Below are 23,354 nucleotides of genomic sequence, written 5' to 3' on the forward strand. Positions count from 1 at the left end.
AGCTATACATTACTCACCCGTGCGCCACTAACTCATAAGAGCAAGCTCTTACTCGTCCGTTCGACTTGCATGTATTAGGCACGCCGCCAGCGTTCACTCTGAGCCAGGATCAAACTCTCCATATTAATTACCTATCTAATAGATAGGATTTTTATTATGAAGTTTTTAATCAAAAAAACTTTTAGTTTTATTATCAGTTTGTCTAATCTATTATTTAATTATAATAGACTGGCTCAATCGATCACTTGTTTAGATTTCAAAGATTGACTAATAGTTTAACAATTGTAAGTTAAAAGAACAACGATAAGAAAAAGGCTTTATTAACGGTGAAGTTAAAGGTGGTTTCTCGTTTCGTGAGCTGGAATTATATATGAGGGATGCTTAAATGCAGATTAAAAAATAGCAGCTTTTTGAAAAAAATCAAAAGCTCAAATTTTGATCAAATTTAACTATTTTCTTTTATGGATGCAAAGCCACTTTCTTTTTCTATAGTAATTGTTGTTTGATTACCGCGTTTATCAGTTATTGTTATACTGCAATCTTTTTTAAGAAGTCTATCATAAGGGCGCTTTGCTCCTCGATTTTTTGTAACACTTACTACTTTCATAGGGCGACCCATTTCATCAAAGTTTATAGTTTGCATTCCACTACAACCGTCTTTAAAATCAACTGATGTTATGCCAAACCTTTTTCCTAAATTTAATTCTTTATTTATTTTTTTGCAAGCATCTGTTGACATTCCACTCCAACCACCACTAAGAAGCTTTCCACTTTTATAGATATCGTTTGCGACTTCACTTTCTGAATTTATATTTCCTTTAAAACTATTATCAAAAAAAACATTATACTTCCAAGTCTTTATTCCTGGTTTGTCTATCAAACATTCATCATACAAACTAGTATTATTAAAAGCTATCCCCCATCTCATCTTAAACCATAGTTTAGACTGATTGTTAATAAAATTTTCATACTTATCATCCTGCATAGCGAGGTGCTGGGTGTATCTTATATGAGTTAGGATCTGATTTGCAGCTTCTCTTGAGGCATTTCTGTTTAGTTTTGGGATCATAATGGCAGCTAAAATTCCAACAACAACAATAACAAAAATAAGCTCTATCATCGTAAAAGCTCTTTTTTTCATAGCTTATCGTTCCTTGATATTGAAATTTGCAACTACTTTTCCCATTTTTTCTATACTAAATTTCGATTTTTCATCTAAATCGGCAATTGCTAATAAATTTTTAGAGTAACTTTTTGTTTTTATCCCATAAAATTTAAGTCTTAGCGCAAGCCTTGTATCTTCAGTCGCAATATCTTGCACTCCAGCCTCTTTTAGCTTATCTGCTAGCTCTTTTGCTACATCAAATTTATAAGTGAGATGTTTTGTAGGATCGTTTAAAAATAGGTAAAAAATTTGATTAAAGATGATCGCTGACCAGTTAAATATCAAAAAAAGCATCACTAAGCTAGTGCAAATTTTGTGTCCTTTTCTAAATTTTGGCAGCCTCACGCGATATGAGTTGAAAAAAACTCTTACCATAAGTGGCGTTGCGATCACACAAAATGGCAAAAACTGCTCAAGCTCCAGTCTTTGGCGCACAGAGACTATCATACAAAAGCAAAATGAGCAAATGGCGATAAACCACAAAAGATCCTTCTTCTCCTTAACCCAAATTCTATAAATCGTATATACAAAAAAGATAAAGACAAATGGCGAAAATACAGCGGCAAATATGCCAAAGGTATCGATAAAATGCCCGCTTGGTCTGCCATTTGTTTCAAAGCCAAAAAAGTAAAGCGTCAGCAAAAATAAAATGGCACTGAGCCAAGCAATAGGCGGCTTTCTTTTATAAAGTGCAAATATAAAAAATCCTGCATAAAATATCAAAAAGTCACCATCTATAAAAAAGGCTAGGCAGAAAAATAGGCTAAATAAAATTTTCTTTTTAATATGAAAAAGATATATACACAAAAGCGCTAGAGTGATGCAAATTCCAGCGTTATTTATGATAAGTGCTGAAGCTAGCGTGCCAGGAAGTAGCACAAAAAGTAGAACCGCTATAATCCTGTCAAACTCGAGTTTAATGTAAAATTTACTCACCTTATACATCAAAACCACGCTTGCGATGTGAAAAAAGATCATCACGCCCCGCACAGCAAGGTCATTTTGACCAAAAAAATGGGTGCTTAGTTTTAAGATGTAGCCAAGAAGGCTGTGCTTTTGAAAGAAAATTTCAGCCTCGTTGTAGCTTATGCTAAGAGAATTTGCCGCATAAAGTAGAAAAACAAAATCAATCAAACATATCAAAAATACGCTAAAAGCGATGTGTCTGCTAGCAAATTCTCTAACTCTTTCTAACAAATCGCGCCCTTAAATATGTATATCCCAGAAAAACTCAACCCAGTCATGAGCCTCTTTTACCTTAAATTCAGGCAAAAGCAGAGCCTTCTCTTTATAAAATACAGTCGCTATCTTTATATCTAAATTTGGATAGCGTTTAAGCAGTTCTCTTTTTATCTCGACCATGCTCTCGCCGCTATCGATGATATCATCAACAAGCAAAATTCTAGTGTATTTGCTAAGATCTGGCACGTTAAAAATTTGTATCGTATCAAGCTTGTTTGTATCCTCGTAGTGGATAGAATTTAAAGTAAATAAATTTCTATTTTCAAGCGCAACAGCTAGTGAGTGGCCAAGCGTTAGACCGCCTCTTGCCACAGCTAGTATCACCTCTGGATCAAACTCATCTTTTATCTGTTTTGCCATCTTTTTGGCATCAACGGCAAATTCATCGTAGCTATAAAATATCATCTTTAATCCTTATCAATGCACTAAAAATACGATAAAACTAATAAGCGCTAGCACGACTACACCTAAATTTATATCGCTAAATTCTCTCTTTATGAGCTTAACTATGACGTATGACATAAAGCCAAATGCAAGACCGTTTGTGATCGAGTAAGTAAGCGGGATGAGCACAACTATGAAAAATGTCGCAACGCCGATGGCTGGATCTTTGAAATTTATGCTAGCAAGCTCGGCAAACATAAGCACGCCGACCATTACGAGGATCGGATAGATGGCATTGCCAGGGATCGCTTTAAAAAGTGGCAACATAAATAATGTAAGTATAAATAAAAGTCCGCAAAATACAGCTGTTAGGCCAGTCCTACCGCCCTCTTCTACGCCGCTTGCGCTCTCTACAAACGATGTGGTCGTACTTACACCTACAAGCGAGCCAGCTGCAGTAGCAACAGCATCAGCTTCAAGGGTTTTTTCAAGTTTTACGACGCCATCTTTTTTGTTTTCGTCAAATATCCCAGCCCTTGTGCCAACGCCAGCTAGCGTGCCTATCGAGTCAAAAAGATCTGTCACAAAAAATGTGATAATAACCGGTAGCAAGGCTAGGCTAAAGGCACCTTTTATGTCAAGCTCTAAAAATATCGGTGAGATAGAGGCTGGAGTTGAGAAAATTTCTGTTGGATGAGGAGCGATGCCAAGTACCCAAGCTATCACTGAAGTGACAAGCACTGCTAGGATAAACGCACCCTTTATCTTCCACGCCCAAAAACAAATAACCAAAAATAGCCCCAAAACGCCAAGAAGCACGTTTGGATCTCTGAAATTTCCTATGCCAACCAAAACCGCATCGTTATTTACGATAAAGCCCATTTGCTGAAACGCAACAAAGCTGATAAATGTACCTATGCCAGCGCTTATCGCTCTTCTTAGATCAAGTGGGATGGATCTTATTATCCACATTCTAAAATTTGTAAAAGACAAGACAACAAATATCACGCCGCTTAGAAAAACAACGCCAAGAGCCGTTTGCCAAGGCACTTTCATACCGATGCAAAGACCAAATGTAAAATAAGCATTAAGCCCCATGCCAACACTCATCGCAACTGGTGTGTTCGCCCAAAGACCATTTAATACAGTAGAAAATATGGTAATTAGCGCAGTTGCAGTGATTAATGCCTCATAAGGCATGCCAGTTTTGCTCATAATGATCGCATTTACCGGCACGATATACATCATCGCCAAAAATGTCGTAAGTCCCGCTCCAAATTCCTGCTTCACACTCGTTTTGTTTTGTGCTAAGTCAAAAAATTTCACCCCAAGCTCCTTTAGTAAATTTTAAGTTCGTTATATAAGCTATCACGCTCAACCGGCGTAAAACCAGATGTTTTTATGAGATCACAAAATGTCTTTAGTGTGACGCCATTTGCGCTATTTGCGCCAGCTGCACTTTGTATGCTCTCTTTTTCTATCGTGCCATCAAGATCATCAGCACCAAATTCCTGAGCGATCATCGCTAAATTTAGCGTCGAAGTAGCCCAGTACGCCTTTATATGCGGGACGTTATCAAGCACCAAGCGAGATATCGCCATAGTCTTTAAAATTTCAGCTGATCCTAGAAATTTAATATCTTTTAAGTAGTTATTTTCTCTTTGATAGACAAGCGGGATAAATGCGTTAAATCCGCCAGTTTCATCCTGCAAGTCTCTGATCCTTAGCATGTGATCGATCCTATTTTTACGGCTTTCTATGTGGCCAAAAAGCATTGTTGCATTGCTCTGCCTGCCTTTATCGTGCCACATTTTGTGGATCCTTAGCCAGTTCTCGCTACTTACCTTGCCTTTGCAAATTTTAGCCCTGACCTCTTCGTCAAAAATTTCAGCCCCACCCCCTGGCATGCTATCGACGCCGTATTCAAGCATCTTGTCTATCACCTCATCGTAGCTTAAGCCGTAATGCCTTGATAAAAAATCAATCTCAGCCGCCGTCATCGCCTTTACGTGAAGCTCTGGATGAGCCGCCTTTATCTTTTTAAAAATTTCTAAGTACCACTGCCAACCGCTAGTTGCGTTGTGGGCGGAGACGATGTGTATCTCTTTTACACCGTGACTCACGCTCTCATCAACGATCTTTAAAATTTCTTCGTGACTCATTAGGTATGGATTTGGATTTTTTCTGTGGGCTGAAAATGCGCAAAATTTACAGATATCAGCACAGATATTTGTTGGATTGATATGGCGATTTGCGTTAAAAAAGACCTTGTTGCCGTGCAGTTTTCTGCGCTTTTTATCGGCAAATTTAGCCAAGGTAAAAAGATCAAGCTCATAAAGCGAAAAAGCCTCTTGCTTGCTTAATCTCTCGCCACTTTCTAGTTTTTGTAATAGATTCATTATTTATATCGTCCTAAAGCTGAACTTAAGGCTTCATTATAAGCAAATAAAGCTTTGTTTTTGCAAAAATTATGTAACATTTGCCAAGATATTTTTAACAATGGAAACACTAAATGCTAGCTGATAAAAGTGCCAAAAATAGCGATAATTATTCAAAGATCAAAGAGAAATTTCTTGATTTTAAGGCAAATTTGCCAAAACATTTTCAAAAAAATCAAGGCAGAAATTTCACAAATTTCTTAGCCAAAGAGTATGATGATTTTATAAAATCTTATTTAAATGAAACTATGCGAGAATTTTTTGATGAGTTTGTGCCACAAAATGACAGCTTTGCCTTTAGCGTTCTAGCCACTGGCAAATACGCCCAAACGCTACTTAGCGCAAATAGCGAGCTTGAAATTTTGCTAGTTTATAAAAATTTAAAGGGCTACAATATAAAAAATTTCTTAAAAGAATTTTCTGAAATTTTAGACAGCTCTGGCATGAAATTTGTGATAAAAATTGCCGAAGTGGATGAAATTTTTATAAATTTCAAAGATGACCTTAAATTTAAAAGTGAAACCTCGCAACTTCGCTATATCTGCGGCTCAAAAAGCTTATATCGCTTAGTAAAAAGCGAGATCGTAAAGATAAAAGAATTTGATAAAAAAGCCTTTTTAAACTACCATTTAAAGGCATTTTTGCCATTTTCTAGCATAAGCTACTTGGCACAAGAGCCAAATTTAAAAAGTGGCTTTGGCGGGATCGATGAAATTTACCACCTAAACTGCATACTAAACTGCCTAGATAGCGACGTTTCTGTTAGATCGCAAGCCCTTAAAGTGATGAATGAAAAAGAGATAGCAAGTTTTAATCTAAATGTGGATTTTTTACTAAGCTTGCTAAGTGCTTTAAATTTAACTCAAAACACCGATACTTTCAGTGCTTCAAGTGTCGAGATCACGACAAATTTCATGCAGACAAAGTCCAAAAAGCTGCAAGACAACGAGAGCGTCATCAGCCAAAAGATGCTAAGCTCGATGAATAACGTAGCCATTTATTCAAGATTTATCGCAGCTTCGCTTTGTAGGCCATTTTTCAAAAGCGAGTTAAGCTTCGAGCAGAGAAAATTTGCTAGGCTAAAAAATGGCTTTTACGAGATAAATGGCGTCATCTACGTGCCACTTCACAAAAAGCCAGCCCTTATCGAGGATCTCATAAATGAGCTTTTGGAGTTAAAAGATGTGGATTATAAATTTGATATAAGCGCAATCTTTTATATCAAGCGAGCCATCATCACAAAAGATGGCTTAGAGCGCGCTATAAGCGAGTTTAAGAAGATATTTTTAAGAGAGAATTCCTACGCCATCTTAAAATCCTTGCTCGATGCGCAGATGATACAAATTTTGATAAAACCGATGGAGCATATCTCCCAGCTAGCAGAATATGACGGCTATCACGAATTTACGGTTGATGAGCATAGCGTTTTAAGTGTTAAATTTCTTGAAAATATAAAAGATAAATTTATAAAAAATCTCTATGCTGAGCTTTGCTTGGAGGGCAAAACGATGCTAAAGATCGTGACGCTTATGCATGACGTTGGCAAAGGACTTGGCGGCAAAGATCACGCAAACATCGGCGCAAACATCTTTAGGGCCTATGCTAACAAACTAAATTTAAGTCAAAAAGCTATCAACGTCGGCGTCATCTTGATAAAATACCACACCCTAATGAGCAACGTCTCAAACAGAGAGGACATCTACTCGCAGCGCGTCATCTTCGCCTTTATCTCGAAGCTTGGCGACAAACAGGTTTTAAAGCTACTTTACATCCTTAGCTACTGCGTGATAAACGCCACAAATGAGAGGCTTTACAACGCCTACACAGCAAAGCTTTTAAGGGAGCTTTATGAAATTTCTCTTAGCGCATTTAGCGATGAAAATTTACTTGATGAAGCGACAAGGCGAGTAAAAAAAGAGCAATCTATAAAACGAAATAGCGAGTTTTTGGCGCTTGAGCCAAAGCTGCAAGAGAAAATTTTTAAGATCACATCAAATTTGGTCTTTACAAAATATAGCGCAAGCGAGATCATAAATTTAAGCAAGGTAGCTGACAGCTTAAACGAAACCGAAATTTTCATAAACAATAGTAAAAATTTAAGCATTCAAATTTATACAAACAAAAGCCTAAATTTAAGCGCCCTGCTCTATGAATTTGCCAAATTTGACCTTGCGTATATGGAGATATTTGAGCTATTTGAGAAGAAATTTTATATCAGGCTTGACTTTAACCAAAATGTAAAAAATCATGAGCTTGAAAATACTAAAATTTTAGCCCTAAAATCCCTAAATAGTGAGGTTTTAAGAGAGCCTTTGAAACCAAATATTAACAAAGATGAGATAAACTTCGAGCTAAATCACTCAAAAGATTACGCCAAACTTAGCATCAACGCAAAAGATCAGCGTGGGCTAATGGCTTATGTGATGAGTGTTTTTGACAGGCTTCATTTTCAAGTCACGAGTGCGAGAATTCAGACGGTTAAAAATAGAACGAGAAATCTCTTTTTGATCGAGAAAAACGAGCGACTTGAGAGTAAAGGCGATGAGATATTAAATTTATTAATAAGCGAGTAAAACATGTGTGGAATCGTAGGATACATCGGAGATAGAGAGAAAAAAGAGGTCATTTTAAGCGGGCTAAAAGAGCTTGAGTATCGCGGATACGACAGCGCTGGCATGGCTGTGATGAGTGATGGCAAGATCGACTTTTTCAAGGCGGTCGGCAAGCTTGAAAATTTAGTCCTAAAGACAAAGGACTTTACATCAGAAGGTTTTGGCGTGGCGATAGGTCACACACGCTGGGCGACGCACGGCAAACCAACCGAGATAAACGCTCACCCACACCTTGGCGAGCACTCATTTGTCGTTCACAACGGCATCATCGAAAACTACAAAGAGCTTAAAGATGAGCTTGAGGCAAAGGGCGTGAAATTTGTCAGCCAAACCGACACCGAAGTGATCGTGCATCTTTTTGAAGAAATTTTAAAAGAGGCAAAAGACCCATTTAAAGCTTATGAGGCGACTATCGCAAAGCTAAGAGGTGCTTATGCAACGCTACTTATCACCAAAACTGCACCTGATAAGATATTTTTCGCAAAAGATGCCGCTCCTATGGCGATAGGCAAAAGTGACAAAAAAGAGGTATATTTTGCCTCATCAGATGCTCCACTTATTGGCAACGCAACCGAAGTGGCATATCTTGATGACAATAACTACGGCTATGTGAGCTTAGACGAGATAGCTGTTTTTAAACACGGCAAAAAAGCTAGCATAACCTTTAACGCTTTGCCAAAAGATAAGAGCTATGCCCAAAAAGAGGGTTATACATTTTTTATGGAGAAAGAAATTTACGAGCAAGGTGCAGTTGTATCTGAAACCATCATGGGCAGGGTTAAAAACCACAAAGTGACCCTTGAAAATTTAGACGATGAATACCTAAAAGGCATCGATGATATCGTGCTTTGTGCGTGTGGCACGAGCTATCATGCAGCGCTAACTGCAAGCTATCTTTTTGAAAGACTTGCTAAAGTCAGGACAAAGGTCGAAGTGGCAAGCGAATTTAGATATAGAAAGCCTTATCTAAACAAAAACTCGCTTTTTATCGTCATCTCACAAAGTGGCGAGACAGCTGATACTCTTGAGGCACTTAGGATCGCAAAAGAGGCTGGGCTAAAGACACTTGCGATTTGCAATGTCGATAACTCATCTATTGTTAGACTAGCTGATAATACACTTCTAACTCGCGCTGGCATCGAAAAAGGCGTGGCAAGCACAAAGGCCTTTGCTACGCAGATCATCGTGCTTTGGATGCTTGTACTTCAAATGGCATCAGCAAAGGGTTCTATCAGCAAAAAAGAGCTTGATCACGAGATCAAAACGCTTCTTCACATACCACAAATTTTAAATATAGATAACTCTTTGCAAGAGAAGCTTCACCGCCTAAGCAAGCACTATTTACACGGTCATGGCTTCTTCTTCATCGGTAGAGACATCTTCTATCCGCTAGCACTTGAAGGTGCATTAAAGCTTAAAGAGATTTCATATCTTCACGCCGAGGGCTATCCATCAGGCGAGATGAAGCACGGACCTATCGCACTTGCAGACGAGAAGCTATTTACGATCGCTTTAATGCCTCAAAATTTGTTATATGAAAAAACAAAGAGCAACGTCGAAGAGCTTGCTGCAAGAGATGCATATATCCTAGCGATAAGTCCGCTTGAGTTTGAACTAAGCGACGACTACGTAAAAACAAGTGTTCAAGATCACTACATGAGCGAATTTTTCGAGATGATGCTTGTGCTTCAGCTGCTTGCACTTGAAATTTCTGTTAGACTTGGCAACAACGTCGATATGCCAAGAAACCTCGCAAAAAGCGTAACTGTCGAATAATTTATGTGGCTGGCATCTTGCTGGCCGCTTAAATTTTTGTAAAAAATAATTTTGTATTATGTTATTAAACATAAATTTTATATTAATATTTTTCTAATATTTACTCATATATAATTCTAAAACCAACTTAAATATTAAGGAAAAAAATGAAGTTAAGTTCATCTTTACTAAGCGTGGGTCTTGGAGTTTTACTTTTAAGTGGTTGTGCAACTGGTAACAACAATGGCGTAACTGGCAGTGCTGCTGGCAGCAACAACAAAAATGCTAACACAAAAATAGAAAAGTGTAGTAGCACTATTGGAACACTTGCGTTTTATGAAGACCAAAATTCAGACTGGTATTCATATTTAACACGCAACTACAAGCTCACATCAACTATTCCTGTTCTGCGCCTTCTTGCACAACAAACCGGCTGCTTTGTTATAGTTGAGCGTGGTGCTATGATGGATAATATGATGCAAGAGCGTGCACTTGATAGATCAGGCGAACTACGTAGCGGTTCTGGCTTTGGCAAAGGCAAAATGGTAGCGGCTGATTATACTATTCGTCCTGAAATTTTCTTTAGTAACGAAGATACCGGTGGTGTAGGCGGTGTTGTTGGAGCACTTTTTGGTAGTGCAGCAGGTGCTATCGCTGGTGGTTTTTCAACAAAAGAGACACAAACCACATTGGTTCTTATAGAAAATCGCTCAGGTGTTCAATTAGCAGCAGCCATTGGCTCAGCTTCTAGCACTGACTTCTTTGGCATGGGTGGCGGCGCTGGCGCTTCTCTTGGTGCTGGACTTGGCGCATATTCAAGAACACCTGAGGGAAAAACACTTGTAAATGCTTTCCTTGATTCAATGAATCAATTAGTTATCGCTCTAAAAGACTACAAAGCACAAACCGTAAAGGGTGGTCTTGGCAAAGGTGGAAGCTTAAAAGTAGGAGATTAATATGAAATTTATAGCCATTTTATTTTGTTCATTAACTTTTTTGTTTTCTATGAGTTACGAAAAAAAAGTTGAAGCTAGGCTTTGTGGTCTTATAAATCAAAGAGAAATGGCTAAAATTTATGGCGACATAAGAAGTATTGATAGCTTTGATAAAAAAATAGAAAGCTATAAATTTCGCAACGGAATAGAAAAATTTGACGAGGATAGTTGTCGCGCAAATGGCTACTATCCTGTTGATCCAAACTATGCGCCATATCCGCCTAACTACCGCCCATACTATCAAAATGAGTACGAAAGATTTGATAGATTTCAGCGTGGTTACCGTGGAGGCTACTACAACGACGATGACTACGACGATGGTTTTGAGCACGGATATAGACGTGGCTACAATGACGCTAGAAGAGAGTATAGAAGACCTTATAGATAGACACAAAAGCCACAATCTTTAAAGAAATTTGATGCAAAACATTTGGATATGGCAACATCCTAACTACCCAAATTTCTCTTTCGATAAAAGAGAGATAGACGCCATCATAAAAAAGCTAGAGCAAAATCACGAAATTTTAAAAGATATAACAAACAAGATCAACAGAAACGATCTTTTAAAGGCGCAAATTAGCGCACTTGAAGATGAAATAATAAGCTCATCTCTCATAGAGGGCGAGAGGCTAAAAAGATCAAGCCTTCGCTCATCGATAAAAAAGAGACTAGATGAAAATTTGACTGGCTAGCCGACACTCATGCGACTAGACACAGTGATAATCTAGTCTCGCTAATGCTTGAAGCAAATTTAAACAAAGCCCTATGAGCTTCGAGCGGCTACATGGCTTGCACAATGCCTTGTTTGAATATAGCCATAGCAAATTTTACAAGATAAAAAGAGCTAAATTTAGAGATGATGAGATGAGCGTCGTCTAAGGTCCTTCAAAAAATGTGCAAATCCACTACGAAGCCTTGTCAGCAGAGCGCGTAGAGGAGAATTTTTTTAAATTTTATCAATAAAAGCCCTGAAAACGCCTATGTAAAAAGTGTTTTGGCTCACCTTTTGTTTGCGATCATCCATCCTTATGAGGACGGCAACGGACGCATGGCAAGGGCTTTGGCACACTACTGCTTGGCTAGTGAAAGCATTGAGCCATTTTCAATATCCAGCATTATTTACGCAAATAAAAAAGTTTATTATGAAATTTTAGAGCAACAGCAAAGCTTGAAAATAATTCAAATTTTGACTTCACAGCGTGGATAAAGTGGCATTTAGAAGCGGTAAATAGCGCCATAAAACAAGCTATAAGCTCATTAAAAGGATAAAATTTCTATCAAATTTAAGAGCCAAAGCCCTTAAATTTTATCTTTACTTAGGATTTTTGCGAGCTGCTCTTTGATCTCGTCATCAAATTCGCTAACGCTTATCACACCCCTGCTCTCGCACATCTTAGCGTCATTTACCTCGCAGTAGCCACTCAGCGCGTTTTTGTATCCGCCCCTTATGCAGGCCTCTCTGTCTTCTAAAAATCCAGCGCCGCCAAGGATGAGCACGCCAAGGTCAAAGCCGATCTTAAATTTCGCACTCGCTGAGCTTTTTATCCAGCTTAAAAATATCTCGTCATACCTTAGCCCAAGCGCTCCAATGCCATCTGGCACGACCAAGATATCCACGCCGTAAAGACTCTCAGCGTAAATTTCAGAATGAAGCCTGACGCCAAATTCATCGACTATCTCAGGCTTTAGGGCGTAGGTTTTGATGTTAAAACCTTCAAATTTATGCAAAAAATCATAAATTTTGGCAAAGCTTAGCAAATTTATCTTATCAAACATCAAAATGCCAACTTTCATGTTAGCTCCTTTTTTAATGAAGTGCCTCATTTAGCTTGATCGCCCTTTTGCTCGCACTCGCGGTGATCTGCCCTGTTTGGCTATTTTGTCTAAAATGAAGCCCGTTTAGCCCGCCAAGCTCAAGCGCTTTGTAAATTTCAGCTTCAAATTTAAACTCTGGATTTAGCCTAGCTAGCTTTTCGCGCTCGCTTGCCGAGATATAGACCTTTGTGCCCTCAAGCACCGCTATGCCAGCATCCACGATGCAGTTATCACCTAGTGGCACGCCAGTAACTGAGTTTGCGCCAAGCAAGCAGTGTTTGCCGATGCTTACAGGGTTGCCGTTCGTGCCGCTTAGCACGCCAAGTATGCTAGCTCCACCACCTACGTCACTACCCTCGCCAACTACGACAGAGCTGCTGACCCTGCCCTCAACCATCACGCCGCCAGTCGTGCCTGCGTTAAAGTTGATATAAGCAGCCCCTGGCATGACGACTGTGCCAGGATGCACAGCTGCGCCCATGCGAACCTTGGCAGCGTCTAAAATTCTCGTGTTATCAGCTGGGATGATGTGACTTAAAAATCTTGGGAATTTATCCACGCTCACGATCGCTGGATACTCGCCAAACATCTTTAGTGAAATTTCATTTTCTCTTAGCCACTCAAGCTCGATCGGGATGTTTTGGCTAGTCCATGCGACATTTGGTAGCACTCCAAATGCTCCATCAAGCACGATCGTCCTAGGTGCGACCTTGCCAAGCGAGATCAAGTAGAGCTTGAGATAGACGGCCTCCACGCTAAGTGGCTTTGTGTCATCAAATAAAAATACAAGCTTAAATTTATTCTCATTTAGCTCAATGTCGTCCTCAAATGCCATCTTTACAGCGTGTAAATTCTCCACGTTTTTGTGTGATTTTATATCTTTTTCAAAGACGCTAAAGAGCTTGCTAGCCTTTTTCGCTACCTTTGACGTGAGATCAGCGACAAACTCGTGAGCGCTAAAATCAACCTCAACATCGCACTTTTGCAAGGCATAGATAAAAGCAGCTGCGCTTAAAAAGCTCTCTTTATAATTTACAACGGCGTAACTTGCTTGCAAAATTTTGTCGCTATTTTTTTGTCCGCGATCGACTCTTGCGATGCCAAAAGCAACTGGATCTTTGTAGCCATCTTTTTTTCTAAATTCTTCAAAAAATTCCTTAAATTCGTTTGCGTCTTTAAACTCTTTAGACATCTATTCTCCTTTAAATTTTTTCTTAGTCTAGCCAAAAATGGCTAAAAATTTTATGATTTTAAAGCATTTGAGCTTTGATAAATTTATAAATTATAATAATGATTAACCTTATCATAAAAAAAATAGAAATAAAATGTCACAAATTTTACAAGGAGACAAAATGTCAAATTTAGCTACCAAACCAAAATTTGCCTTAGCTGCGCTGATTAGTTTAATCGCTGGCGTAGTTTCAGCTTTTGTTAAATGGGGCGCAGAAGTGCCGCTTCCACTAAAAAACCCTTTGGATATGTTTAAGAAAGTGCCATCAGAGCGGCAGATGCGATCAACTGCTCGAGAAATTTTCTAAATCCACCTTATGTCTTTTTAAGAGATTATGTCGGTATCGCCGATCCAAATGCTGCTATTTACGAGTTTGCAGGGTATGCCTTTAACTACGTGATACTAACGCACATTATATTTTCAATTGTCTTTGCCGTTGGTTACTGCATTGTGGCTGAGAAATTTCCAAAGATCACGATGTGGCAAGGCGTAATGGCAGGCATTTTAGTAACTATCGCAGTTCATGGTATCTCACTGCCACTCTAGACACTTCCTTGGCATGGGTATGTATATGAGTTTGTAGGTCACATGATCTGGTTTTGGTCTATAGGGATCATCCGCCACGACCTAAGAGCTAGGATCACAAAAGAAAAAGATCCAAACGACTGCTGCAACGCTTAGCTTATAAATTTGCTGTTTTGGGCGCAAAACCTAAGACAGCAAAATTTAATCATTTAAAAAACTCTAGTGCCTCTTAGATCGCAGCCAATACCTAAAAACAAAATTTTCATCATTTTTGCAAAGCTTGAAAAACTTAAATTTATATATCTTTTAATGCATAAATTTAAAAATTTAAGCACTTAGCACTCACTGCTAAGCTCTAAATTTTCTAAACGAAGCGGCTTTTCATCCTCAAAGATCACCCCTATACCATAAGGCTCACAAATATCAAGCGCACCCTCGGCAAATCTCATCAACCACTGCTTATCACGCGCATAAAAGGTGCATTGCGGCGAGCTAAAGGGCAGGTCACAAACTGGCACGTCAAGCAAGCTAAACTCGTCCTTGCTCAAAAAGCGCCCTCGCTTAAGCTCATCTTTTAAAAAGATAAGTGCCTCTTTTACGTACCGATCGATATCACTAGCAATTCGCTCTGCTAGCAAAGTAGTCTCATCATCCACGTCTGCCCTATCTGCGCTAACAAGGCAAAACGCTACCTGCCCAAAAATTTCGCTTTTTAGCTTCATCTCCGCATACCAGATAAAGCCATCATCTGTTGCGACTTTTTCAAGCTCGACAAATTTCAAAGTCATTTTTTATTCTCATTTTTGTGATTTTGCTACTCTTGTAAAAGAGTCAAATTTAAGCAAATTTGTTGTGATTTAAAATAGAGATAGCTTGCAAATTTACCCTTTTAAGATAAAGCAAAAGCTAAATTTACAAGCAAATTTTCAGTTTTTCTCGCTATTTAAAAGCAAAATTTCTCATCAGTGCCATTTTGCTTGCGCATAGCTTTAAAGTTAGCAAGATTGTCTTTGTCTAAAAAGTAATCTTTCTCTTTTTTATTGCGGGCTTCAAGCTTTTCTATGCCTTTTGCAAGGGCTGCTTTTCTATCTTCGTGAGGCGAGCTAAATTCTGGCGAAAACATCGCTTCATAGGCATTTTTCTTAGTCCATTCAAGTGCTTTATCAGCGATCTCTTGTTGCTTTTTGATATCGCAAAATGCATAAGGATTTACCACGTCGCCAACAAGCTTCATAAACGCCCCTATCGCAGCCACCACATCAGTAAATTTCTCACCCTCCATGTCTATAACGCCTCTTAGCAAGATCGCGCGGTTTTTTGCCGCATAAAACCAAAATACCGCATCATCGCGAAGTCCAAGATCATAAGCGCGAGCTGAGAGGACAAAAAGAGTTATCGGACTAACTAACTGCGAAGCGTCCTGCACGATCTTTTCAGCCTTTTTAAAGTCCTCTACTTTGCCACTTTTTAAAAGCTCATCTATCTTGTCATAGACCTTGACATACTCCACCTTGCCAGCATTTGCTGAGTAGTAAGGCGTGACGTAGATGTCGATACTTCTTACTTTGCCATCGTTTGCAAAGCCACATACCGCTGTAAAAAGTAGCATCGAAAGCAGTGATAAAATTTTCATTTTAGCTCCTTAGTTTAAAATTTTTATTATTTTAACTAAAAGCAGTTAAAAAGTTTGGGATAAATTTAAGAAAAAGTCCGCAAATTTAAAGCGGACTTTGAATTAATTTTTAAAACTATGGATAGGTGCTGGAATTTGTCCGCCACGAGCTATGAAGTCGGCACTTGAAGCCTTATTTATCTTCATCACAGGCGCTCTTCCTAAAAGGCCGCCAAACTCGATCATATCGCCCTCCTTACCCAAAGGTATGATACGAACGGCCGTTGTTTTTTGATTTATCACGCCGATAGCCGCCTCATCAGCGATCATCGCAGCTATACTCTCGCTTGGCGTATCCGCAGGTATGGCGATCATATCAAGTCCAACTGAGCATATCGCTGTCATCGCCTCAAGTTTTTCTAAATTTAGCGATCCCGCGCGCACCGCAGCTATCATGCCCTCATCCTCTGAGACTGGGATAAACGCACCGCTTAAGCCGCCCACTTGATTGCACGCCATGACGCCACCTTTTTTAACCGCGTCATTTAGCAGAGCTAGTGCAGCAGTCGTGCCATGCGTACCGACAGCCTCAAGCCCCATCTCCTCAAGCACGCGAGCCACCGAGTCGCCCACAGCAGGCGTTGGAGCAAGAGAGAGATCAACGATGCCAAATTTAACCCCAAGGCGCTCGCTCGCCATTTGACCGACTAACTGACCGATACGAGTGATCTTAAACGCCGTCTTTTTCACAGTCTCAGCCACCACGTCAAAGCTCTCGCCACGCACCTTTTCAAGCGCTCTTTTTACGACGCCTGGGCCTGAAACGCCGACATTTATCACCACGTCAGCCTCGCCCACGCCGTGAAATGCACCTGCCATGAAAGGATTGTCCTCGACTGCGTTTGCAAAGACAACAAGCTTCGCACAGCCCATCTCTGAAGCTGCTGCCGTCTCTTTTATGATGCGTCCCATATCACGCACCGCGCTCATGTTTATGCCACTTTTTGTTGAGCCGACATTGACGCTTGAGCACACTTTTGCGGTTTGTGCAAGTGCTTGTGGGATAGAATTTATCAAAATTTCATCGCCCTTTTGATAGCCCTTTTGCACTAAGGCCGAAAAACCACCTATAAAATCAATACCAACTTCAATAGCCGCCCTATCAAGCGTCTTTGCGATCATCACGTAGTCTTTTGCATCTGTTGCGGCGCCGATTATCGAGATAGGTGTCACGCTCACTCTTTTATTGACGATTGGTATGCCTAGCTCGGCAGAAATTTCGTTGCCCACTCTAACTAGGTCTTTGGCTTTAGTGGTGATTTTTGCGTAAATTTTATCGCAGGCTTTATTGATGTCAGGGTCGATGCAGTCAAGCAAACTAATGCCCATCGTGATCGTTCTGATGTCAAAATTTTGCTCCTCGATCATCGAGATCGTTTCGGTTACGTTTTTGATATCCATCTTTTGTCCTTAAATTTTGTGCATCGCATCAAAAATGGCTGAGCTTTGGATATTTATCTTTACTTTTAGGCTCTCTCCAAGCTTATCTAGCTCCGCTCTTAAGGCTGTAAAGTCCTTATTTTCATCGCTTGAAACCACCGCCATCATCGTGAAAAAGTCGCTTAAAATAGTCTGGCTTATATCATCTATGTTTAGCCCTAGCTCGCTAAGCTTTGCTGAGACGCCAGCAACGATGCCAACTCTATCTTTTCCGACTACGGTTACGATCGCTTTCATCTTTTCTCCTGTTAAATTTTCTTTTTAATAATTGCATTTTGGCTCCAAAATTTAAACTAAGCACCAAGCAAAGTCAAATTTTGGTAGCCAAATTTAAACTGGTAAATTTTAAAATTTGCTCTAAATTTTATCTTTTATAAATTTACTTCGAGCAAGCACTCTTGCCGTCATTTACTGGCTGGATCGCTGAGTTATCAGCCCCGCCGCCGTTATTTATATTTTCTATTATCTCCCAAAGCCTTGCAGCTGCGCTCTCGTAGCGTTTTGCAGTGACTGAGTTTGGCTCATAAAAGCTAACTGGCTTGCCATTATCGCCGCCAACTCTAACAGCTGGCTCGATAGGAATTTCAGCTAAAATTTGAGTGTTGTAAGCCTTTGCTACCTCTTCGGTCGTGCCTTTGCCAAAGATGTCATACTCTTTGCCGTTATCTGGGCAGATGAAGCCGCTCATGTTTTCGATGACGCCAGCGATTGGGATGTGAAGCTTCTCAAACATATCAAGCGCACGCTTGCTATCATCAAGTGCTACCACTTGAGGCGTTGTGACGCATACACCTGCTGTTACTGGCACGCTTTGAGCTAGAGTTAGTTGCGCGTCGCCCGTTCCTGGAGGCATGTCGAGAAACAAGACATCAAGCTCGCTCCAAAGCACGTCTCTTAGCAGTTGCTCGATCGCTTTCATGATCATCGAGCCACGCCAGATAAGGCTCATGCCCTCCTCCATCAAAACGCCCATACTCATCATCTCCACGCCATGGCTAAGTATCGGCTTTAGCTTGTTGCCAACGACTTGTGGCTGAGTATTTACTTCGCCAAGCATTCTTGGGATGTTTGGTCCGTAGATGTCAGCGTCTAAAATTCCCACTTTTTTGCCTAGTTTTGCCATTGAGATGGCTAAATTTAGCGTCGTGGTTGATTTACCAACGCCACCTTTGCCAGAGCTTACCATTACGAAATTTTTAACTTGCGGCGCGATATTTTTACCACTTTGAGTGTTACTTTTCTCCTCAGGTATCTTTGGCTGGATCAAATTTAGAACGTACTCATTTGAGCCCATGACACGTTTGATGTCCGTTTTTAGCTCGTTTGCCACATCAGGATTTGAGCTAACGATCTCGACTTCTATTGCAATTTTATCGCCGATTTCTACGTTTTTTACAAAGCCAAAGCTAACTATATCCTTTTCAAATCCCGGATATATGACGCCTTTTAGTCTATTTAAGACCTCTTCTTTATTTAACATTTTTCTCCTTTTTCTAGATCTTTTGAAATTTTATATGCACAAAATTTTGGTCCGCACATCGAACAAAAATGAGCGCTCTTAAACGCATCTTCTGGCAAGCTCTCATCGTGAAGCTCTCTAGCCTTTTTTGGATCAAAGCTAAGCTCAAACTGCTTGTTCCAGTCAAACGCATACCTCGCGTCACTCATAGCATGGTCTTTTTCGATAGCTCCAGCCTTGCCAAGTGCGATGTCTGCGGCATGAGCTGCTATCTTGTGAGCTACGATGCCCTCTCTTACGTCATTTTCATTTGGCAAGCCAAGGTGCTCTTTTTGCGTTACGTAGCAAAGCATGCTAGCGCCGTGATATGCTGCCATCGTACCACCTATCGCTGAAGTGATATGATCATACCCCGCGCCGATATCGCTAACAAGTGGCCCAAGCACGTAAAATGGGGCGTCATGGCAGAGCTCTTGTTCGATTTTCATATTATACTCAATTTGACTTAATGGCACATGACCAGGACCCTCTATCATCACTTGCACATCTTTTTGCCACGCACGAAGTGTTAGCTCTCCAAGCACCTTTAGCTCGCTAAGCTGTGCCTCGTCTGTCGCGTCATAAAGGCAACCTGGGCGAAGTCCGTCGCCAAGCGAGAGTGAGACGTCGTATTTTGCGCAAATTTCTAAAATTTGATCAAAAATTTCATAAAATGGATTTTGCCTATTTAGCTTTGACATGTAGCTAGCGCTCAAGCTGCCACCGCGGCTAACTATGCCCATTTTACGCTTTTTAACAAGCGGCAAAAACTCACGCAAAAAGCCAGCGTGTATCGTAAAGTAACTCACCCCTTGCCTTGCTTGCTTCTCTAGCACGCTTAAAATTAGCTCATTTGTAATATTTGTAACCTCTTTTGCCTCTTTTAAAATTTCATACATCGGCACCGTACCAACTGGCACGCTTGAGTGCTCTATGATAGCGCTTCTAATGGCATCCAAATCGCCGTCCGTGCTTAGATCCATAACCGTATCAGCGCCAAATTCTAAGCAAATTTCAAGCTTTCTAAGCTCAGCGCAAATGTCGCTGCTTAGGCTTGAGTTGCCGATATTTGCATTGATTTTTGTCTTTAGCTTTCTGCCTATGCCCATAGGCTTTAAATTTGTGTGATTTACATTTGCTGGGATGATGATGCTACCTTTTGCCACCTCATCCATCACTAAATTTTCGCTCACTCCCTCGATCTTTGCCACATAGCTCATCTGCTTTGTGAGCTCACCTCGCCTAGCATAGTACATCTGCGTCTTTGTCATGACCAGCCTTTTTTTAAAATTTAAAGGCTCATTTTAGTCCTTTTTTGTTTTGATCTAACTAAATGCTAGACTTAAATTTATTTCTATAAAAAGAAATATTTAGCTTTTAGGTGTATAATTCCGTAACAATCTTCAAAGGAGCTACCTTGCTTGATATCTCACTTATAATGCTAGGAGCCGGAAATTCTAGCCGTTTTGAGCTACCTGTAAAGAAGCAATGGCTTCGCATCGGCAGCGACCCACTTTGGCTATTTGCCACTAAAAATTTGAGTAACTTTTACACATTTAAAGAGATCATCGTCGTTAGTAAAGAGTGCAAATATATGTCTAAATTTGCTCCAAATTATAAATTTGTTGATGGCGGCGAGACAAGACAAGATAGCCTAAAAAACGCACTTGAGCTAGTAAGTAGCGAATTTGTCCTAGTTAGCGACATCGCGCGCCCTTGCATATCAAGTGAGCTCTTTCACAAGATCATCGAGGCTGCCGCTCAGGCTGACTGCGTGGTGCCTGCGCTAAAGATCGCTGACACTGCCTATCTTGGCGAAAACGCAATAGACAGAGAAAAGGTAAAACTTATCCAAACACCGCAACTCTCGCGCACAGCACTTCTTAAAAAGGCTCTTAGTAGCGGCGAAATTTACACAGATGATAGCTCGGCTATGAGAGCCATAGGCGCAAGCGTTTGGCACATTTTGGGCGATGAGATGGCTAGAAAGATCACTTTTAAAGAGGACCTTGCCAAAATTTCAGCCCTAAAAGCACCAGAAAACGAGGTTTTTGTTGGTAATGGCTTTGACGTGCATGAGTTTGAAAAGGGGCGCCAGCTTGTGCTTTGTGGCGAAAAGATCAACTATGAGTTTGGGCTAAAGGCTCACAGCGACGGCGATGTGGCACTTCATGCGCTAACAGACGCCATCTTAGGAGCTGCTGGGCTTGGCGACATAGGCGAACTCTTTCCTGATACAGACGCTAAATTTAAAGATATTAGCTCTACTTATCTGCTTCAAGAAGCCTATAAAAGGGTGCAAAGTGTGGGCTTTGTGCTAACAAATGTTGACATCACGATAATGGCGCAAAAGCCAAAACTTTCAAAACTAAAATCAAAAATGGAGGCAAACATCGCTCAGGCTCTAAATTTAAGCCAAAGTCGCATAAATGTAAAGGCAACGACGACTGAGGGGCTTGGCTTTGTGGGCAGATGCGAGGGGATCGCTGTCATGGCAAGTGCTAGCCTTAAATTTTACAACTGGACACAAATATGAAAATTTTAATAGTAGAAAACGAAATTTACCTAGCTGGCTCGATGGCTAGCAAACTAGCTGACTTTGGCTACGACTGCGAGATCGCAAAGAGCGTCAAAGAGGCTTTCAAATTTGAAAATTTTGACGTAGTGTTACTTTCTACCACACTCCCTGGGCAGGACTTCTACCCTGTCATAGAGAAATTTAAAAGCTCTATCATCATCTTACTCATCGCCTATATCAACAGCGACACCGTGATAAAGCCGATACAAGCGGGTGCGGTGGATTACATACAAAAGCCATTTATGATAGAAGAGCTAGTTAGAAAGATAAGGCATTTTGAAGAGTTTAGAGGCTTTAAAAACGAGATCAAAAACTACGAAAACTATATAAATTTCACCCTAAAAGACTACGAGATACCTTGCTTTGAAGCTAAAAAGATCAAATTTCCACTTCTTTTAAAATCAAGCAAAAATGGCTACAGCGATAAATTTATCTTTAACTATGTAAAGGCTGGGAATTTGCCATTTTTGTTTTTAGGCAAAGCCTGTTTTAGCGAGCTTGAAAAAGCACTTGCTCAAAGTGGCGACGAGCTCATCTACATCACAAATCTTGAAGAGCTAAAAGAGGATGAAAAAGAGAAAATTTTAGAGCTTTGCAAAAAGAAAAAAGTGGCTATCCAAACTAGCGATTTTGCGCAAAGTGCGCCATTTGAGGAGCTTGAACTCTCCATCCGAGATAAAAACTTTGACATCGGCGAGATCATCACGATCGATGAATATATAAAATATATCATCGTTAATTATCAAGATAAATTCCCCGACACCGAGCTAAGCAAAAAGCTTGGAATTTCTAGAAAATCACTTTGGGAAAAGAGAAAGAAATATGACGTCAGCAAGAAAAAATAGTGAAATTTCTATAAACACCGAAGTTTATGGCGCCTTAGAGCTTATCAAAAACAAAATTCTCTCAAATTTTAGCGCCCTGATGGACGACGAGCAGATCAAAGAGGTGGCAAAAAAGGGCTACTTTAATGGCGAGCCGATGCCCTACTCTTTTGGCTTTGCTCCATTTGGCGAGGTCAATCAAAATATCGCTAGCAAGCTGCATGCTGGCCAAAGAGTAAATTTAAATATGGACGGCAAGATCGTTGGGCACATCGACGTGGCAAAGGTCTTTAAATTTGACGAGAGCATGCGAGCTAAAAATATATTTTTAGCAAATGAATCAAACAGCGAAATGTCACTAAATTTGGGCAAATACGGCATAAGCGGCGAGTTTGAGCTATATGATGAGAGCTTGCAAATAAGCAAAGATGCGCTAAATGAGCTAATAAAAGAGAGTGGCGCCAAGAAGATAACGGCTGTTTTTTTAACGGCTGATCCATTTAACCGCGCTCATGAACGCCTAGTTAGGATGACTATCGACAAGGCCGATCTTGTGGTCGTTTTTCTAATAAGAACGCGCGAAGAGAGGCATATTGACTACGAGATTAGAAAGCAGGTGCTTGACTTTTTTAACCAAAACTACCTGCCTACAAAAAAGGTCTTTGTCTTTGCGCTAAAAAACACAACCCTTTTTAGCTCGCACGCCAACCCAACGCTTGAGTGCATCGCAGCTTCAAGACTTGGCGCAAACAAGCTAGTCATCGGACAAAACCACTCAGGAATTGGCATGTTTTTTGACCACAACGAAGTTCATACGATACTTGACATCTACAAAAACGATCTAAATTTAGATGTGATCGTCCTGCCAGAGCTAGTTTATTGCAACAAGTGTAAGACGCTAGTTAGCACCAAAAGTTGCCCGCACGGACAGCACCACCAGATAAAATACCACCCAGACGTGATCAAAGAGCTACTATTTAACGGCATCATGCCACCAGCCATACTCGTTAGACCTGAAATTTCAGCGCTCATCTTAAGCAAACTCTATGTAAATCGCTTTAAAGATATACAAAAGCTCTGCGACGATCTCTTTGTAAATTCTGGACTGCTTGAAAACAAGACCGACCGCGACTTTTACGAGGAGCTTATGAAGCTCTACCAGACATCATCACTCACTTAA

24 protein-coding genes and 1 rRNA gene are annotated in these 23,354 nt (G+C 40.3%); 11 read left to right on the forward strand and 14 right to left on the reverse strand.

The window, feature by feature from the left end:
- The 6 genes from CVS91_RS02720 to mqnE all read right to left on the reverse strand — a co-directional run.
- Positions 1-125 (reverse strand): 16S ribosomal RNA (locus CVS91_RS02720); the annotation flags it as partial.
- Positions 126-445: 320 nt separating this feature from the next.
- Positions 446-1,141: a Tfp pilus assembly protein FimT/FimU gene (locus CVS91_RS02725; RefSeq protein WP_107830166.1), complete on the reverse strand. Its 696-nt coding sequence runs from the start codon at positions 1,139-1,141 to the stop codon at positions 446-448.
- Between the two features lie 3 nt (positions 1,142-1,144).
- Positions 1,145-2,362: an ArnT family glycosyltransferase gene (locus CVS91_RS02730; protein ID WP_107830168.1), complete on the reverse strand. Its 1,218-nt coding sequence runs from the start codon at positions 2,360-2,362 to the stop codon at positions 1,145-1,147.
- A gap of 9 nt (positions 2,363-2,371) precedes the next feature.
- Positions 2,372-2,812, reverse strand: coding sequence for a phosphoribosyltransferase (locus tag CVS91_RS02735; RefSeq protein ID WP_107830170.1), 441 nt, complete (start codon positions 2,810-2,812; stop codon positions 2,372-2,374).
- A gap of 12 nt (positions 2,813-2,824) precedes the next feature.
- Positions 2,825-4,117, reverse strand: coding sequence for an NCS2 family permease (locus CVS91_RS02740; protein WP_103587469.1), 1,293 nt, complete (start codon positions 4,115-4,117; stop codon positions 2,825-2,827).
- A gap of 11 nt (positions 4,118-4,128) precedes the next feature.
- Positions 4,129-5,193, reverse strand: a complete 1,065-nt coding sequence (gene mqnE / locus CVS91_RS02745; RefSeq protein WP_107830172.1) for an aminofutalosine synthase MqnE — start codon at positions 5,191-5,193, stop codon at positions 4,129-4,131.
- A 110-nt stretch (positions 5,194-5,303) separates the two neighbouring features.
- Between mqnE and CVS91_RS02750 the strand changes: the two genes are divergently transcribed.
- The 6 genes from CVS91_RS02750 to CVS91_RS02775 all read left to right on the forward strand — a co-directional run bounded on the left by CVS91_RS02750 (position 5,304) and on the right by CVS91_RS02775 (position 11,798).
- Positions 5,304-7,802 carry an HD domain-containing protein gene (locus CVS91_RS02750; RefSeq protein WP_107830174.1) on the forward strand — a complete coding sequence of 833 codons (2,499 nt, stop codon included), beginning with the start codon at positions 5,304-5,306 and terminating at the stop codon, positions 7,800-7,802.
- A gap of 3 nt (positions 7,803-7,805) precedes the next feature.
- Positions 7,806-9,617, forward strand: coding sequence for a glutamine--fructose-6-phosphate transaminase (isomerizing) (gene glmS, locus CVS91_RS02755; protein ID WP_107830176.1), 1,812 nt, complete (start codon positions 7,806-7,808; stop codon positions 9,615-9,617).
- A 146-nt stretch (positions 9,618-9,763) separates the two neighbouring features.
- Positions 9,764-10,552, forward strand: coding sequence for a peptidoglycan-binding protein (locus tag CVS91_RS02760; protein WP_107830178.1), 789 nt, complete (start codon positions 9,764-9,766; stop codon positions 10,550-10,552).
- Position 10,553: 1 nt separating this feature from the next.
- The gene (locus CVS91_RS02765) at positions 10,554-10,979 is read left to right on the forward strand and encodes a gamma-glutamyl phosphate reductase (protein WP_107830180.1); all 426 of its coding nucleotides are present in this window, start codon (positions 10,554-10,556) and stop codon (positions 10,977-10,979) included.
- Between the two features lie 31 nt (positions 10,980-11,010).
- Positions 11,011-11,283 carry a DUF4172 domain-containing protein gene (locus tag CVS91_RS02770; protein ID WP_107830182.1) on the forward strand — a complete coding sequence of 91 codons (273 nt, stop codon included), beginning with the start codon at positions 11,011-11,013 and terminating at the stop codon, positions 11,281-11,283.
- Positions 11,284-11,546: 263 nt separating this feature from the next.
- Positions 11,547-11,798 (forward strand): Fic family protein, encoded by a 252-nt coding sequence (locus CVS91_RS02775; RefSeq protein WP_265094388.1) that lies wholly within the window; start codon positions 11,547-11,549, stop codon positions 11,796-11,798.
- 92 nt (positions 11,799-11,890) lie between these two features.
- On the opposite strand, the gene CVS91_RS02780 is transcribed toward CVS91_RS02775, so the two are convergent.
- Positions 11,891-12,385 carry a hypothetical protein gene (locus CVS91_RS02780; protein ID WP_107830186.1) on the reverse strand — a complete coding sequence of 165 codons (495 nt, stop codon included), beginning with the start codon at positions 12,383-12,385 and terminating at the stop codon, positions 11,891-11,893.
- Between the two features lie 13 nt (positions 12,386-12,398).
- Positions 12,399-13,598: a tetrahydrodipicolinate N-succinyltransferase N-terminal domain-containing protein gene (locus CVS91_RS02785; RefSeq protein WP_107830188.1), complete on the reverse strand. Its 1,200-nt coding sequence runs from the start codon at positions 13,596-13,598 to the stop codon at positions 12,399-12,401.
- Positions 13,599-13,758: 160 nt separating this feature from the next.
- Between CVS91_RS02785 and CVS91_RS10400 the strand changes: the two genes are divergently transcribed.
- Positions 13,759-13,944: a hypothetical protein gene (locus CVS91_RS10400; RefSeq protein ID WP_234409651.1), complete on the forward strand. Its 186-nt coding sequence runs from the start codon at positions 13,759-13,761 to the stop codon at positions 13,942-13,944.
- Between the two features lie 56 nt (positions 13,945-14,000).
- Complete coding sequence (locus CVS91_RS10405; protein WP_234409655.1) at positions 14,001-14,183, forward strand: DUF1440 domain-containing protein; 183 nt, start codon at positions 14,001-14,003, stop codon at positions 14,181-14,183.
- Between the two features lie 314 nt (positions 14,184-14,497).
- Here the strand turns inward: CVS91_RS10405 and CVS91_RS02795 are convergent, their stop codons facing one another.
- The 6 genes from CVS91_RS02795 to thiC form a co-directional block, all read right to left on the reverse strand.
- Positions 14,498-14,950 (reverse strand): hypothetical protein, encoded by a 453-nt coding sequence (locus CVS91_RS02795; protein WP_107830190.1) that lies wholly within the window; start codon positions 14,948-14,950, stop codon positions 14,498-14,500.
- A gap of 155 nt (positions 14,951-15,105) precedes the next feature.
- Positions 15,106-15,795, reverse strand: coding sequence for a cytochrome-c oxidase (locus tag CVS91_RS02800; protein ID WP_107830192.1), 690 nt, complete (start codon positions 15,793-15,795; stop codon positions 15,106-15,108).
- 102 nt (positions 15,796-15,897) lie between these two features.
- Complete coding sequence (locus CVS91_RS02805; protein WP_107830194.1) at positions 15,898-17,235, reverse strand: PFL family protein; 1,338 nt, start codon at positions 17,233-17,235, stop codon at positions 15,898-15,900.
- 9 nt (positions 17,236-17,244) lie between these two features.
- Entirely contained in the window at positions 17,245-17,511 is a 267-nt protein-coding gene (locus CVS91_RS02810; protein ID WP_002939508.1) for an ACT domain-containing protein, read from the reverse strand.
- Positions 17,512-17,653: 142 nt separating this feature from the next.
- Positions 17,654-18,754: an Mrp/NBP35 family ATP-binding protein gene (locus tag CVS91_RS02815; protein ID WP_107830196.1), complete on the reverse strand. Its 1,101-nt coding sequence runs from the start codon at positions 18,752-18,754 to the stop codon at positions 17,654-17,656.
- Positions 18,748-20,043 carry a phosphomethylpyrimidine synthase ThiC gene (thiC, locus tag CVS91_RS02820; protein WP_107830198.1) on the reverse strand — a complete coding sequence of 432 codons (1,296 nt, stop codon included), beginning with the start codon at positions 20,041-20,043 and terminating at the stop codon, positions 18,748-18,750. The genes CVS91_RS02815 and thiC overlap by 7 nt, the downstream gene beginning before the upstream one ends.
- A 146-nt stretch (positions 20,044-20,189) precedes the next feature.
- On the opposite strand from thiC, the gene CVS91_RS02825 reads away from it, so the two are divergent.
- From CVS91_RS02825 to CVS91_RS02835, 3 genes are read left to right on the forward strand one after another with little or no spacing between them, the layout of a single operon-like run.
- Positions 20,190-21,308 carry a bifunctional 2-C-methyl-D-erythritol 4-phosphate cytidylyltransferase/2-C-methyl-D-erythritol 2,4-cyclodiphosphate synthase gene (locus CVS91_RS02825; protein WP_107830200.1) on the forward strand — a complete coding sequence of 373 codons (1,119 nt, stop codon included), beginning with the start codon at positions 20,190-20,192 and terminating at the stop codon, positions 21,306-21,308.
- Positions 21,305-22,195 carry a response regulator gene (locus CVS91_RS02830; RefSeq protein ID WP_107830202.1) on the forward strand — a complete coding sequence of 297 codons (891 nt, stop codon included), beginning with the start codon at positions 21,305-21,307 and terminating at the stop codon, positions 22,193-22,195. The genes CVS91_RS02825 and CVS91_RS02830 overlap by 4 nt, the downstream gene beginning before the upstream one ends.
- Positions 22,173-23,354, forward strand: a complete 1,182-nt coding sequence (locus CVS91_RS02835) for a sulfate adenylyltransferase (protein ID WP_103596762.1) — start codon at positions 22,173-22,175, stop codon at positions 23,352-23,354. Before CVS91_RS02830 ends, CVS91_RS02835 begins: the two co-directional genes overlap by 23 nt.

The organism is Campylobacter concisus (genome assembly GCF_003048985.1).
In the GTDB taxonomy this organism is placed as follows: Bacteria; Campylobacterota; Campylobacteria; order Campylobacterales; family Campylobacteraceae; genus Campylobacter_A; species Campylobacter_A concisus_AY.